This is a genomic window from Pelovirga terrestris (assembly GCF_014773365.1).
Lineage (GTDB): Bacteria > Desulfobacterota > Desulfuromonadia > Desulfuromonadales > Geopsychrobacteraceae > Pelovirga > Pelovirga terrestris.
In genome coordinates, this window is the sequence record NZ_JACWUN010000006.1 from 106438 (window position 1) to 120136 (window position 13699).

Genomic DNA, 13699 nt, shown 5'->3' on the forward strand with positions numbered 1-13699 from the left:
ATGCCCGGCGCTGCCCCTTTGTGGCAAATTTACCTGAAACTGACTTTTGCCGCCGTGTTCTGGGGAGGAACATTTATCTCCGGCAAGTTGCTTGCCGCTAGTTTGTCGCCCGCAGTGGCCGCATTTTTGCGCTTTACTCTGGCGGGTGCGGTGCTGCTGGGGCTTGTCTGGCGGCACCATGGCCATCTGCCACGGATTAATCGGGACGATCTGTTGCCGTTGCTGCTCCTGGGTTTAAGTGGGGTCTTTGCCTACAATGTCTTTTTTTTCAGCGGGTTAAAGCAGATTGAAGCGAGCCGTGCGGCAGTCATTATTGCCAATAATCCGGTGATGATCGCTATTGGCGCCGCGATCTTTTATGGTGAGGAGCTTAGTCCGAAAAAGATCATCGGGATTATCCTGTCGGTAGTCGGCGCGATCACGGTTGTCGTGCGCGGAGAATTGAGCCAGTTGTTGACGGGTGAGGTCGGTTGGGGAGAACTGATGATTTTCGGCTGCGTGCTCAGCTGGACCACCTACTCATTGGTCGGTCGGCGAGCCATGCGCAATTTTTCTCCATTGGTGGCAGTGACCTACTCAGCCGTTGCCGGGGCTCTGCTGCTGTTGCCTCTTGCGCTACTGTCCGGTCTGGGGCCGCAGGTTGTCGCCGGCAGTTTGACCACCTGGGGACATATCGGCTATCTGGCGCTGTTCGGCACGGTGCTCGGGTTTGTCTGGTATTATCAGGGGATCGTCCGGATCGGCTCGACCCGCGCCGGGCAGTTTATCAATATTGTGCCACTGACCGCCGTGTGCCTGTCGGTCCTGTTGCTGGGGGAGCCATTAACCTGGTCACTGTTGGTTGGTCTGCTCCTGGTCAGCGCCGGTCTTTATCTGACTAACAGATCGTCCTGATCAAGACTGCCGCCGGCGGCTCCAGAAGAACCACAGGCAGCTGATTCCCTGCAATATTAAGAGGGTAGCAAAGGCGGCGCGGTATCCTGCAGGAGCATAGCCACCACTGGCGGTGAGGGGAAAGAGGCCGATGATAATACCGACCAGCCACTGGGCACCAAAAGCGCCGGCAAAGACGAGCAAGTTCAGAACGGAATTGCAGCGGCCGAGAAGATGTTGCGGAAAGCGTTGGGCAAGGATGGCATAGGCCAGAATACCGACGGTGCCCAGCAGACCGAAACAGATCCAGGAAACGATAGGATAGGCCGGTGTGAGCAGCAATATCAGCTGGCTGACCATAAACAGCAACATGCCGACGGCGGCTATCTGTTCGGTCGGGATGCCACGGCGATTGAGTCGTTCTGCCAGCATCCCGCTGGTAAAATAGCCAATAATCATCGCTACGGCAATCCACCATAGTCCCAGTGCCACATCCCCCCGCTTAAGTCCGGCCACATCGCGTAGCCAGGGCCCGGCCCACAACCCCTGTAACGACAAATAGGCCGCCTGGCTGGTCATTGCCCAGGGGACAATCTGCCAGAACGATGGTGTCAGTACGACACTTTTTAACCCCTGGAGCTGTTGTAACAAGGTTTCGGGCACCTGTTGTCGTGGCTGTTCCGGGACAACAAAAAAGACGATCAGGGCGACCATAAGGGTTGAAAGAGCGAGCACCAAAAACAGCCCGCGCCAGTCGGTCAGGGCCATGGCCGCTTCCACTGGAGTGGTCGCAAGCAATGCACCAATCCCACCGGATACCATCTGCACCCCGTTGGCAAAGGCCAGACGTTCTCGCGGGAGCCAGCTGGCGAAAGCTTTGAATGCTGCCATCAGGCAGGCGCAGACCCCCAGGCCAATCAGCGCGCGTCCGATCAATAAGCCGGTAAGGCTGTGGGATAACGCAAAGATCAGGGCGCCGGCAGCAGCAAACAGCAGCAGAATCCCTTCGACCCGCCGGGAACCATAGCGATCAAGCAGGATGCCCAGGGGGAGCTGAAAGGCGGCGAAGCAGAGAAAATAGATCGATGTCAGCAGTCCCAGATCGGCAGCGGTAAGACCGAGGTCGGCGATCAGATCGGGGGCAATAACGGCGTTGACGCTGCGAAACAGATAGGAGATGGCGTATCCCAGTCCGAAGGGGACAAAAAGGCGCAACAGCAGTCTGATGGAGATGTTCTCCGGGCGGGTCATGGCAGCTCATGATTGAAAAATCAAAAAAACTGTGTCAGGAATTGCGCCCATTAAAGCCGATGAACAGTTTACGGGCAACTGCTTTCTTTTCGACCGGAAAGCGTCCAATCCAAGAGACAATTCTGCAAGGAACGTGTACAATGGAATTTTATTCCACCAATGAAGGTTTTGCACCGGAAGGGAGTTGTCTATGAGTTCACAGCCCGAGCCTCATATCGTCTATCGTTACGTCAGCCATCTCGTCAAGGACACCTTTGCCCTGGTTCTGGCCGGTGGGCGTGGTAGTCGATTGCATGAATTGACGGAATGGCGTGCCAAGCCCGCTGTTTATTTCGGCGGGAAGTACCGGATTATAGATTTTCCACTGTCCAACTGCGTTAATTCAGGGATTCGCCGGATCGGGGTGTTGACCCAGTATAAATCCCATTCCCTGATCCGCCATCTGGTGCGCGGCTGGAGTCATTTTAAAAAGGAATTAGGCGAATTTGTCGAGATTCTGCCCGCGTCTCAGCGTTTTTCCGAGGAGTGGTATCAGGGAACGGCAGATGCGGTTTATCAGAACATGGATATTATCCGTGCGGAAAAACCCAAATACGTTCTGATTCTTTCAGGAGACCATATTTATCGTCAGGATTATCGCGATATGCTCTTGCATCATGTTGAAAGTGGCGCAGATATGACGGTCTCCTGCATGGAGGTTCCGGTTGCGGAAGCGGCCGGCGCTTTCGGCGTCATGACGGTGGATGACGACATGCGGATTGTACGGTTTGACGAAAAACCCGAACATCCCTCGGAGATTCCCGGTCAACCGGGAATGACCCTGGCATCGATGGGGAACTACATCTTTAATACCGAATTTCTCGAAGAAGTATTAACCAGGGATGGCAAAAATCCCGACTCTGAGCATGATTTTGGCAAGAATATCATCCCTGCCATTATTAAGAGCCACAATGTCATTGCTTATCCTTTCCGCAATCCGGAAACCAACAAACTGGCCTACTGGCGCGATGTTGGTTCGCTTGACGCCTTCTGGGAAGCGAATATGGAGCTGATTTCGCCGACTCCGGAGCTGAATCTCTACGACCCTAATTGGCCGGTCTGGACCTATCAGGTGCATTTGCCCCCGGCCAAATTTGTGTTCAATGACGATGATCGTCGTGGCATGGCGGTTGACTCAACCGTTTCAGGAGGGTGTATCATTTCCGGTTCGCGCCTGAATAAAACCCTGCTGTTCTCCAACGTGCGGGTGCATTCCTATTCGACGATTGATGAAACCGTGATTCTGCCCGAGGTTGTTGTTCATCGTAACTGCCGCATCCGTCGGGCGATTATTGATCGAGGTTGTGAAATTCCGGCGGGTACGGTGATCGGCTACGATTCCGAGCAAGACAAAAACAATGGTTTCCGGATTACCTCCAAGGGGATCGTTCTGGTGACCCGCGAAATGCTCGGGCAACAGGGTGGATACGCCTGATTCGGCAGCTGGCTGCTGCGATTATAGACCTGTTCCGGGCTCTTCATTGACAGCAAGAAGATAGCCATTCGGATCCTGTAACCAGAGTTCGCGGCGCTGGTGCTCGCGATCATCCAGTTCATAGAGGATCGGCCAGTTGTGATGACGGGCAGTGCGGTAAATATCATCAAGTTCGCTGCATTCCAGCTCAAGGACAACCCCGGCGCCGAGCAGAGTGCGACTTAGATGCTGGAACAGTGCCGGGTGTTGCTGTTCCAGACTGGATAATGACTGGAACACCAGGCGCAGGTTGTCGCTGCAGATCAGCAGGGCGGTTACGGTGTTTCGTGAATCGGTCAGTCGTTGGATCGAGAGTCCCGGTAGTTGGCGATAGAAGTCATAGGTGGTATCCAGATCAATTGCCGCAAAGGTCATATTTAGCTGCATGGTCAGACTCCATAAAAAATTCAATGAACGGCTCTGTGCTGTTTTGCGGAGGGACACTCAAGTCTGATTGATTTTATTTTTGCCTCTGTGTTTTAATGCCGCAGGTTATGACAGAACAAGGTATGTGTCGAGTATTCATTGGTCTGGGTGGCAATCTGGGAGAACCGTTGGCGCGATTTTTAGAGGTCCGCCAGGCGTTTGCAGATCATCCGCAGATAACCGTTGTGGCCAGTTCCCCCTTGTACCGAACAGCGCCGGTCGGTGGTCCGGCAGGGCAGCCTGACTACCTCAATGCCGTACTTGAGTTGGCAACGCGTCTCCCTCCGCTGGAGCTGCTTGAGTACTGCCTTGAACTGGAACGTCGGGGCGGTCGCCGACGTGAGGTGCGCTGGGGTGCCCGAACCATCGATATTGATCTGCTGCTGGTAGACAACCTGATTTGTTCAACATCCCGGTTGACGCTCCCCCATCCACACCTGCATGAGCGTTCATTTGTTCTGCAGCCGCTGGCTGATCTGGCCGCAGATCTGATCCATCCCCGTTCTGGTCGCATGGTATCAGAGATACTGACCTCCCTGCCCCGTGCGGCTGGCGACATTCAATTACAAGGTGCCTGGTAAGCTGATGATCAAGTTGTTGCTGCTAATCCTGTTGGGTTTTGTCCTCTATTCTTTTTTTCTGTCTCTGACCCGCCCGAAGGCTAATCTTCCCCCCAAACATCATCAGAACCGGCAGGTTAAGGGTGATGTCATGGTGGAGGATCCGGTCTGCGGAACCTGCCTGCCGCAGGAGGATGCAATCACGGCGCGGATCAAGGGCAGCGATTACTACTTTTGCTCCAAGGACTGTCTTGAGCGTTTCAAGGACAGTGATAACGATCCCCCCCAATCCTGATTGAAGGAGTCATTTAATGAAGTTCTTTATCGATACCGCAGAAGTAGCGGAAATCCGTGCCGCCCATGAACTGGGACTGGTTGACGGTGTCACCACTAACCCCTCACTCATTGCCAAGAGTGGCCGTGATTTTACCGAGGTTATCACCGAAATTGCCGGCTTTGTTGATGGCCCGATTTCGGCCGAGGTGATTGCCCTCGATGCCGAAGGGATGATCAAGGAAGGCAAAGAGCTGGCCAAGATCCACCAGAATATTGTCATCAAGGTGCCCATGACCACTGAAGGTCTCAAGGCCACCAAGGAGTTCAGTCGACTGGGGATCAATATCAATGTCACCCTGATTTTTTCACCGTTGCAGGCGCTGCTGGCCGCCAAGGCGGGTGCGACCTATGTTTCCCCCTTTGTCGGGCGGCTCGATGATGTGGGTCACGAAGGGATGGAAGGGGTCGAGCAGATCCGCACCATCTATGATAACTATGGTTACGATACGCAGATCATCGTGGCCTCGGTACGCTCTCCCTTGCACGTTCTCCATGCCGGACTGATCGGCGCCGATATCTGCACCATCCCCTTTGCGGTGATGAAGCAGCTGGCCCATCACCCTCTCACCGATGTCGGCATCGAAAAGTTTCTGGCTGACTGGAACAAAGCCAAGGCGTAATTCGCCCAACAAGCAGTGATCACCGGCGCCGGTAATCTGACAGTTGCTCAGATACCGGCGTTTTTTAGTTTCCAGCTCTTGATCCCATTTTTTCAGCCAAACTAAAAAATTCATCGACAATATGGTCAGACCACTTGACAGTATGCCGGTAGTTCAGGTAGATGTTGGTTGTTTTGCTAGTCCTTTGTTTCAGCGCTAGTTTCACATCCGTTTTTTCTAACCAGGTGAGGTCACGATGAATATTCACGAGTATCAAGCCAAGGCAATCCTGCGCAATTTCGGAGTTCCGGTTCCGGATGGGCATGTAGTCTACAACAGTAACCTGGCCCGCGACTGGGCCCGGCGGTTGGGCGACGGCCCTTGGGCGGTCAAGGCCCAGATCCATGCCGGCGGGCGGGGCAAGGGTGGCGGTGTCAAGATTGCCAAGACGGCTGACGAGGTCAGGCAATACGCCAAGGATATGTTCGGAATGACTCTGATTACCCACCAGACTGGCCCGGAAGGGAAAACCGTTAAACGGGTTTTGGTGGAAAATGCCAGTAATATCGCTGATGAGTTTTATATTTCCTTTCTGGTCGATCGCGCCACCGATCGCGTGACCCTGATGGCGTCGGCGGAAGGGGGTATGGATATCGAAGAGGTCGCCGCCAAAACCCCGGAAAAGATTTTCTTTGAGGCCGTCGACCCGGTCGTTGGCCTGACCGCCTTCCAGGCCCGTAAAGTGGCTTTCAAGCTCGGTTTTGCCATGCCTCAGGTCAAGCAGGCAGTGCCGTTATTCCTGAACCTGTACAAGGCCTTTGTTGAAGCGGACTGCTCTTTGCTTGAAATCAATCCGATGATCCTCACGGCAGAAGGGGATCTGCTCTGCATCGATGCCAAACTGAATTTCGATGATAACGCTCTCTTCCGCCACCTGCGGATTCGTGATCTGCGTGATTACGATGAAGAAGATCCGATGGAAATCGAAGCCTCCCAGTACGACCTCTCCTACATTGCCCTAGATGGCAATATTGGCTGTATGGTCAACGGTGCCGGGTTGGCCATGGCAACCATGGATATTATCAAACATACCGGGGGTGAGCCGGCCAACTTCCTCGATGTCGGGGGCGGCGCGACGATTGAACGGGTAACCGAAGCCTTCAAGATTATTCTCTCTGATGACAAGGTTAAAGGGATTCTCGTCAATATTTTTGGTGGCATCATGAAGTGCGATGTTATCGCCACCGGCATTATTGAAGCGGCTAAGCAAGTCGGAGTCAGCATTCCTCTGGTGGTGCGTCTTGAGGGCACCAATGTCGAAAAAGGACGCCAGCTGCTGGCTGAGTCGGGGTTGAACATTGTCAGTGCCGAAGGGATGGCTGACGCGGCCGAAAAAATTGTCAAAGCTGTCAACGGCTAAGGAGAATAAACGCGATGAGTATTCTGATCGATAAAAATACCAAGGTGATTACCCAGGGGATTACCGGTGCAACAGGCCTTTTTCATGCCCAGGGCGCCCGTGATTACGGCACCCAGATGGTGGGGGGGGTAACCCCCGGCAAGGGCGGGACCAAGGTTGACGGCTTTCCTATTTTTAATACCGTAGAAGATGCGGTCAAAGAGACCGGCGCCACCGCATCGGTTATCTACGTCCCACCGATCGGTAGTGCCGATGCCATTATGGAAGCCGTTGATGCCGGCATTGAGCTGGTGATCTGTATCACCGAGGGTGTCCCGGTTCTGGATATGGTCAAGGTGCGTAAATATATGGATGGGCGCAACTGCCGTCTGATCGGTCCCAACTGCCCCGGCGTGATTACCCCCGGCGAATGTAAGATCGGCATTATGCCCGGCTATATCCACAAGCCCGGACCGGTTGGTGTTGTCTCCCGTTCCGGTACCCTGACCTATGAAGCAGTATGGCAGCTGACTAGCCGTAACATCGGTCAGTCAACCTGTGTCGGTATCGGTGGTGACCCGGTCAACGGCACCAGCCATCTGGATGTATTGAAGATGTTTGAAACCGATCCCAAAACCAAGGCGGTTATCATGATCGGTGAGATCGGCGGTAATGCTGAAGAAGAGGCTGCGGCCTATGTGCGCGATCACATGACCAAGCCGGTCGCTGCCTTTATTGCCGGTGCCACGGCGCCTGCAGGCAAGCGCATGGGCCATGCCGGCGCGATTATCTCCGGGGGTAAGGGTGATGCCGCCAGTAAAAAGGCTTTTCTGGCCGAGTGCGGTATCAGCGTAGCTGACTCGCCGGCCGATATGGCAACGGCCCTGCTGAAAATCTGGACCCCCTGATAGATTTTAAGCAGGCATTTTGATGAACGCCAAAGGGACGGGCCGCCAGCTCGTCCCTTTGGCGTTTCATTCGTTTGTTCGGCGCTGTCAGGTCAACATCAATTAGCCACCAAGGCTCCAAGAAGAGAAAAAGCAGTTTTGGTTAAAACAAGACACATTTGCTTTGTTTTTCTTGGAGACCTTGGCGTCTTGGAGGCCTGATGTTTTGCCCGGAATCCTGAACCCTGATCAGGGGCTGACCAGTCATATCAGATTTCTTTTGATTGCCCATCTGCTAAAACAGGGCTATCCTTTTTGTCATGGACAGGCACGGAGTCTGCCGGAAGAAAAACGTTCAATGTTGGTTCACCAATAGAGGAGGGTTATGGCGGGAATTTATCGGAATCTGTTGATCATTGACGATGAAGCTGCCATGCGTCATATGCTGCGTCTGGTTCTTGAAGAGCAGGGCTATCGTATTACCGAGGCCGCTAATGGTGTTGAAGCGTTAGCACGGCTAGGTAAAGAAAAATTTGATCTGATCCTCTCTGATATCCGCATGCCCGATATGGATGGTCTGACCTTCCTCAAGCACCCGGAAGTGGCGGTGCTGGACGCCACCATCATCATGATGAGTGCGTATGGTAGCATCGACACGGCCCTTGAATGTATCAAGTCCGGTGCTTACGATTATATCTCCAAACCGTTCAAGCCCGATGAAGTCATCCTGACCTTGCGCAAGGCAGAAGAACGTCTGCAGTTGCAGCACGAGAACGTCAGCCTTAAACAAGCCCTGTCCCGTTATCATACGGGGTTTTCGATTGCAGATATTATCCATACCAGCCCCAAGATGACGCTGCTGCTTGACCAGGTGCGCAAGGTTGCTGCGACTGATTCGCCGGTGCTGATCAAGGGAGAAACCGGTACCGGCAAGGAGTTGATTGCCCGCGCCCTGCACAGTGAAAGTGGCCGGAACGGGGAATTTCTTGCGATCAACTGTAGCGCCCTGACCAGCGGCCTGCTCGAAAGTGAGCTCTTTGGCCATGTCAAGGGTGCTTTTACCGGTGCCGACCGGGAAAAGCAGGGACTGTTTGCCATTGCTGCAAATGGCACCCTGTTACTCGATGAAATTGCTGATCTGCCGTTGGAGTTACAGCCAAAGCTGCTGCGGGTGCTGCAGGAGGGTGAAATCCGTAAGGTCGGAGGAACCCGCACGGAAAAGGTGTCAGCACGGGTGGTCGCGGCGGCCGGTCGCGATTTATGGGAGGCAGTACAAGCCGGAGATTTTCGCAGTGATCTTTATTACCGTCTGGCGGTGGTCGATCTGCATATTCCCCCTCTGCGCGAGCGCCCGGACGATATAGCGGTGCTGGCGCGGCATTTTCTGCAGCGTATTTGCGCCCGTGAACATCGGTCGGTACCCTTGCTGACCGATATTGCCATTGGGCAGCTTCGCCGTCATAACTGGCCGGGAAATATTCGTGAACTGGAAAACTATCTGGAAAAGGCGCTGATCTTCAGCGTTGCTGACGAACTGGAGTTGCCGCCTCTGGGGCCGGCGGCGCGACCCAGGGATGCGTCGCCGGCAGAGGATCTGTCCCTCAAGAGCGCTGCGCGGCGACTGGAGGAAGAATACATCCGCCAGGCGTTGGAGCGAACCGGCGGCAATCGCACCCAGGCGGCGCAACTGCTGGACCTCAGTCTGCGGGCGCTGATGTACAAAATCAAGGATTACGGTATCAATTGAACTGCCCAGCTACAACTCTCCCCGATCTGCCAGACTGATATAGGCCCCGTTACCGATAATGATGTGATCCAGCACGCGGATGCCGAGCAGTTCACCGGCACTTTTCAGGCGACCGGTGATCTCGATGTCTTCGCGGCTTGGCGTCGGATCGCCGGACGGATGGTTGTGAACAAACAGCACCGCCGCCGCCGATTCCTTAAGGGCCGGGGCAAAAACCTCACGCGGATGAACAATGCTGGCGTTGAGACTTCCTTCGGAGATCTGAACTTCACGGATCAGACGGTTCTTGGTGTCGAGCAGCAAAGCGATAAATACCTCTTTGCGATAGTCACACAGACGTTCGTGGAAATGATAGAAGGCGTCGGTGGAGCTCCGGTAGGTGTTCCCCGGTTGCAGGCGCTGGTCGGAAAAGCGCCGGGCAATCTGGAACATTGCCTGGATTTCAGCCGCTTTGGCCGGGCCGATACCCGGTTGCTCGCAGAGTTCAGTGATGGTGGCGGCAGCCAGTTGGCGTAACGACCCAAAGCGCCGCAGTAATCCGCGTGCCAGGTCAACTACGCTGTTTTTACTGGAAGAATCGCCGGTACGGATAATCAATGCCAGCAATTCGGCATCGGTCAGATGATCGGCGCCACGCGCCAGTAGTTTCTCCCGCGGACGCTCGTCGGCGGGCCAGTCCTTGATGCGTTGCATGTTTCCCCCTCCATTGTAGATGGCGTCGCAAAAACTCACCAACTGCTGCGTTGCCGCCATCGTTTCACTGCTTCGACGTACGTAAGTATGCCTCATTGTTCAACAATGGCGCGCCTTGCATTTGGCGCTTTTTGCTTAGCCATCCAACCTGATGCTTTTTGCAAAAACATCATATTTAACTTCAGATAGCGCCCTTCAGCTTGAGAAAATCAGCAATCTTGCGGGCCAGGGCTTCGTAGCCGGACGCGTTAAGATGGACAGCATCACTTTTAAGAGAACTGTTTTTCATCAGTTCAGTTAAGGCCCCTTCAAGCAGTGGAACTTTCAATTCGTCGGCCAGTTCCTGGTACAGGGGGGCATCCTGAATGATCAGCCCGGGCTTGGGAACGGCGATAAAAACCACCGGAATGCGGCGTTGGTGGGCTGCTTCGTGCATGCGCCGCAGATTCTCTTTGAGTTGTTGTTCGTCGCGTTTTTGCAGCAGGTCATTGCCGCCGTGCATAATCAGCACCAGGTGCGGTTTGTGGGTGTCGAGCAGACCGGGCAAGCGACTGGCACCGTCGGCGCTGACCTCGCCGGGAATACCTGCGTTGATGATGTTACGGCCGATCAGGCGATTCAAATAGGCAGTATAGTTGCTGTCGGCTTCGGCACCGGTTCCAGCGGTCAGACTGTCACCAAAAGCGAGGATTTTATCGTAAGGGCGTAACGGAGTGAGTCCCGCCGGATTATCACAGGCGCCCAACAGGCCAAGCAGTACCAGTAGCAGGATTGATCTTAAGAGAACGTTCATCGTGTTTCCTTTGTTGATACAGGGGATTGAAAAAACTGCCGCAGTGTAGCAAAAACCTGCTCGGTTGAGCCACGAATTATTGGTGCCGGCGGCAGAGATTTAAGAAAAATCCGCCCGTAGCCGCGTTTGACCACCCGACTGTCAAGGATCAGCACGACGCCGCGATCGCTGCGATGGCGAATCAGGCGGCCAAACCCCTGTTTAAAACGGATAACGGCCTGAGGCACGGTATACTCCATAAAAGGATCGCCGCCGGCAGCGGTGATGGCCTGACAGCGGGCCTCCAGGACCGGTTCCGTGGGTACCTTGAAGGGAAGCCGGGTGATGATGACCTGTTCCAGTGAGGAGCCGGGCACATCGACCCCTTCCCAGAAGGAGTCCGTACCGAACAGGGTACTGGAAATCTCTTCGGCAAAGCGTTTGAGCAGGTGATGGCGGTTTTCCTCCCCCTGACGCAGGCAGCGCAGGCGTTGAGCTTCGAGGATGGGGGCGAGTTGCTCATGGACATCACGCAGCAGGGCATAGGAAGTAAAAAGCACAAAACTGCGCCCCTGGCTGATACGCAGCGCTTTTTCGACAGCATCACGGACCCCTTCGGCAAAACCGGGGCGGCCCGGTTCCGGGATATCGGTCGGCACAACCACCAGCGCCTGGTGCTGATAATCGAAGGGAGAGTGCAGGGCCAGTTGTTTTTGCCGCCCCGCTTCGGTGTGATTCAGTCCGATGCGCGAGCAGAAATAGGCAAAGGAGTCAGCGACAGTCAGGGTTGCGCTGGTCATGACCAGGGTCTGGACCCGGTCGTAAAGGGCGTTTTTCAGGCTGGCTCCGACATCGAGGGGCGCCTGACAGAGGCTGGTCAGAAGCCCCTTGCCGCGCCCGATCCGCCCTTCACGGATGTCAATCCACAGGCAGTTGGCGGGGGTGGCGGCCTGAAAGGATGCCAGCTCGCCGGCGATAACACTTAAGCGACCAGTCATGCCCCGCAGATCAGTCAGGGTCGGATTCACTTTTTCCGCAATGTTATCGGGCAGCGTTGTCGCCAGTCGGAGCAGAGCAGTCAGCCCTTCTTCCAGCCGTACGGTTTCGTTGCGTAACCCTTCGAGCCGTCGGCACAGGCGTTGCCACAACTCTGTTGATAAAAAATCACCGAGGATACGATGTTTCAGCTCGGCCCCGCTGCCGACACTTTTGCCCAGGGCTGCCGGTAATTCTGAGGCAATCGCCTGCATTTCACCAATGGAGAGCTCATAAAGGCGCTGGCGGCGGTTGGTTAACTCCTCAATTGTTTCATGGAAATTGCGGTAGAGGGTGTCAGCACTGTCCGGCAGTGCCCGTGTCAGTTGATCGAGCAGGCGTGGCAGCAGCCCCTGCTCCGGTTTGCGCGGATGGCGCAGGCGACCTAAAACCCGTGAAAAGGTGAAGCGGGTGATCTGGGCAGAAAAATAGCTGGTGGCGACATCTTCGAGATGGTGGGCTTCATCAAGAATGACCCGCTCGAAGGGAGGCAGGACAGCGGTGGCTGAATAATTATCGGTCTGTTCGCGCAGCGCCAGGTCGGATAGCAACAAAGCGTGGTTGACCACCAGCAGGTTGGCACGTGCCGCCTGACGCCGGGCGCGATGGAAAAAGCAGCGACTGTAGTGGCTGCAACGAACCCGCGCACACTGATCCGGTTCGCAGCATACTTCCTCCCAGGCCTGGTACGATGGGATAAACGAGAGATCCTCGCGTGAGCCATCTTCGGTGGCGGCCGCCCAGCTGAGGATCTGTTGCAGCTCGGCACTCTGCTCCTGGTCGAACAGACCCAGTTCGGCACCGGCGGTTTCACCGCGACGCAGGCAGAAATAATTGCTGCGCCCCTTAACCAGCACCGCCTGAAAGTTGATACCGGTGGCGCGCTGTAAAAAGGGAATATCCTTACGGATCAGCTGTTCCTGCAGGTTGATGGTGCGGGTTGAAATCACCACCCGTTCGTGATTGTCACGAGCGAACAACAGGGCCGGCACCAGGTAGGCCAGACTCTTGCCGGTACCGGTGCCGGCTTCAATAATCGCCAACTGGCGCTGGTTAAAAGCATCGGCCACCGCAAAGGCCATGCGCAGCTGTTCCGGGCGTTCTTCGTAGTCGGGTAGCTTGCCGGCTATGACCCCGTCGGGACCGAGCAGATCCTGAATCTGCCCATAGTCGAGATGTTCGCTATTTTTTGCCGCAAAAGGTTCCACCACCCGATAGAGATCATCGACCCGGTTGTTGACGATGAAAAAGCCGACCCCCAGATCGCCTAACAGACCGGCGACATCGATATCGGCCGGTGATGGCTCAAGGTTGCCTGAAGGATGGTTGTGGATAACAACATCGCCGTGGGAGCAGGTGTTAAGGATGGCAGGAACTGCCTTTTTCGAGCCACGGGCCAGCACCTCAACCTGGACAACCCGTAGTGTTACGTCGGTCTGGCCGAGAAAAAATACTTCACGGCCACGGGCTTGGGCAATGGCGTAGCGCATCTGGTCGAGGCAATCTGGTGAGAAGTCAGCAAACATGGTGCGGGATTATAGAGGAAGCGGGATGAGAAGGGGAAGGATTGTCTTGCGGCAAAGACATTTTTGCAGTAAGTCTTTGCCT

Annotated in this window: 13 protein-coding genes; 8 read left to right on the forward strand and 5 right to left on the reverse strand. The window is 55.0% G+C overall.

The annotated features are described in order from the left end of the window. Entirely contained in the window at window positions 1-894 is an 894-nt protein-coding gene (locus ICT70_RS06910; protein WP_191154857.1) for a DMT family transporter, read from the forward strand. Here ICT70_RS06910 and ICT70_RS06915 read toward each other — a convergent pair whose 3' ends face one another. Then, window positions 895-2124 (reverse strand): MFS transporter, encoded by a 1230-nt coding sequence (locus ICT70_RS06915; RefSeq protein WP_191154859.1) that lies wholly within the window; start codon window positions 2122-2124, stop codon window positions 895-897. Between the two features lie 190 nt (window positions 2125-2314). Here ICT70_RS06915 and glgC point away from each other — a divergent pair, with 190 nt between their 5' ends. Then, a complete protein-coding gene (gene glgC / locus ICT70_RS06920; protein WP_191154861.1) occupies window positions 2315-3598 on the forward strand; it encodes a glucose-1-phosphate adenylyltransferase in 1284 nt (427 codons plus the stop codon). Between the two features lie 21 nt (window positions 3599-3619). Here the strand turns inward: glgC and ICT70_RS06925 are convergent, their stop codons facing one another. Further along, window positions 3620-4024 (reverse strand): VOC family protein, encoded by a 405-nt coding sequence (locus ICT70_RS06925; RefSeq protein WP_191154863.1) that lies wholly within the window; start codon window positions 4022-4024, stop codon window positions 3620-3622. A 122-nt stretch (window positions 4025-4146) separates the two neighbouring features. Here ICT70_RS06925 and folK point away from each other — a divergent pair, with 122 nt between their 5' ends. From folK to ICT70_RS06955, 6 genes are all read left to right on the forward strand, one after another. Beyond that, entirely contained in the window at window positions 4147-4644 is a 498-nt protein-coding gene (gene folK, locus ICT70_RS06930; RefSeq protein WP_191155011.1) for a 2-amino-4-hydroxy-6-hydroxymethyldihydropteridine diphosphokinase, read from the forward strand. A 4-nt stretch (window positions 4645-4648) separates the two neighbouring features. Next, window positions 4649-4918, forward strand: a complete 270-nt coding sequence (locus ICT70_RS06935; RefSeq protein WP_191154865.1) for a YHS domain-containing protein — start codon at window positions 4649-4651, stop codon at window positions 4916-4918. A 16-nt stretch (window positions 4919-4934) separates the two neighbouring features. Then, window positions 4935-5579 (forward strand): fructose-6-phosphate aldolase, encoded by a 645-nt coding sequence (gene fsa / locus ICT70_RS06940; RefSeq protein ID WP_191154867.1) that lies wholly within the window; start codon window positions 4935-4937, stop codon window positions 5577-5579. Window positions 5580-5814: 235 nt separating this feature from the next. Further along, window positions 5815-6978, forward strand: coding sequence for an ADP-forming succinate--CoA ligase subunit beta (gene sucC / locus ICT70_RS06945; protein WP_191154869.1), 1164 nt, complete (start codon window positions 5815-5817; stop codon window positions 6976-6978). 14 nt (window positions 6979-6992) lie between these two features. Beyond that, entirely contained in the window at window positions 6993-7865 is an 873-nt protein-coding gene (gene sucD, locus ICT70_RS06950; RefSeq protein ID WP_191154871.1) for a succinate--CoA ligase subunit alpha, read from the forward strand. 364 nt (window positions 7866-8229) lie between these two features. After that, window positions 8230-9591, forward strand: a complete 1362-nt coding sequence (locus tag ICT70_RS06955) for a sigma-54-dependent transcriptional regulator (protein WP_191154873.1) — start codon at window positions 8230-8232, stop codon at window positions 9589-9591. Window positions 9592-9600: 9 nt separating this feature from the next. Here ICT70_RS06955 and radC read toward each other — a convergent pair whose 3' ends face one another. The 3 genes from radC to ICT70_RS06970 all read right to left on the reverse strand — a co-directional run bounded on the left by radC (window position 9601) and on the right by ICT70_RS06970 (window position 13617). Then, on the reverse strand, window positions 9601-10284 hold the full coding sequence (radC, locus tag ICT70_RS06960; protein WP_191155013.1) for a RadC family protein: 684 nt from the start codon (window positions 10282-10284) through the stop codon (window positions 9601-9603). 181 nt (window positions 10285-10465) lie between these two features. Then, a complete protein-coding gene (locus ICT70_RS06965) occupies window positions 10466-11077 on the reverse strand; it encodes a GDSL-type esterase/lipase family protein (RefSeq protein ID WP_191154875.1) in 612 nt (203 codons plus the stop codon). Further along, window positions 11074-13617, reverse strand: a complete 2544-nt coding sequence (locus tag ICT70_RS06970) for a helicase C-terminal domain-containing protein (protein WP_191154877.1) — start codon at window positions 13615-13617, stop codon at window positions 11074-11076. Before ICT70_RS06970 ends, ICT70_RS06965 begins: the two co-directional genes overlap by 4 nt. Between the last annotated feature and the right edge of the window lie 82 nt (window positions 13618-13699).

What these genes read in the sequence shown, in the direction of transcription:
- ICT70_RS06910 (WP_191154857.1), top strand. Translation starts at nt 1, where the DNA reads ATGCCCGGCGCTGCCCCTTTGTGGCAAATTTACCTGAAACTGACTTTT.
- ICT70_RS06915 (WP_191154859.1), bottom strand. Translation starts at nt 2,124, where the DNA reads ATGACCCGCCCGGAGAACATCTCCATCAGACTGCTGTTGCGCCTTTTT.
- glgC (WP_191154861.1), top strand. Translation starts at nt 2,315, where the DNA reads ATGAGTTCACAGCCCGAGCCTCATATCGTCTATCGTTACGTCAGCCAT.
- ICT70_RS06925 (WP_191154863.1), bottom strand. Translation starts at nt 4,024, where the DNA reads ATGCAGCTAAATATGACCTTTGCGGCAATTGATCTGGATACCACCTAT.
- folK (WP_191155011.1), top strand. Translation starts at nt 4,147, where the DNA reads ATGTGTCGAGTATTCATTGGTCTGGGTGGCAATCTGGGAGAACCGTTG.
- ICT70_RS06935 (WP_191154865.1), top strand. Translation starts at nt 4,649, where the DNA reads ATGATCAAGTTGTTGCTGCTAATCCTGTTGGGTTTTGTCCTCTATTCT.
- fsa (WP_191154867.1), top strand. Translation starts at nt 4,935, where the DNA reads ATGAAGTTCTTTATCGATACCGCAGAAGTAGCGGAAATCCGTGCCGCC.
- sucC (WP_191154869.1), top strand. Translation starts at nt 5,815, where the DNA reads ATGAATATTCACGAGTATCAAGCCAAGGCAATCCTGCGCAATTTCGGA.
- sucD (WP_191154871.1), top strand. Translation starts at nt 6,993, where the DNA reads ATGAGTATTCTGATCGATAAAAATACCAAGGTGATTACCCAGGGGATT.
- ICT70_RS06955 (WP_191154873.1), top strand. Translation starts at nt 8,230, where the DNA reads ATGGCGGGAATTTATCGGAATCTGTTGATCATTGACGATGAAGCTGCC.
- radC (WP_191155013.1), bottom strand. Translation starts at nt 10,284, where the DNA reads ATGCAACGCATCAAGGACTGGCCCGCCGACGAGCGTCCGCGGGAGAAA.
- ICT70_RS06965 (WP_191154875.1), bottom strand. Translation starts at nt 11,077, where the DNA reads ATGAACGTTCTCTTAAGATCAATCCTGCTACTGGTACTGCTTGGCCTG.
- ICT70_RS06970 (WP_191154877.1), bottom strand. Translation starts at nt 13,617, where the DNA reads ATGTTTGCTGACTTCTCACCAGATTGCCTCGACCAGATGCGCTACGCC.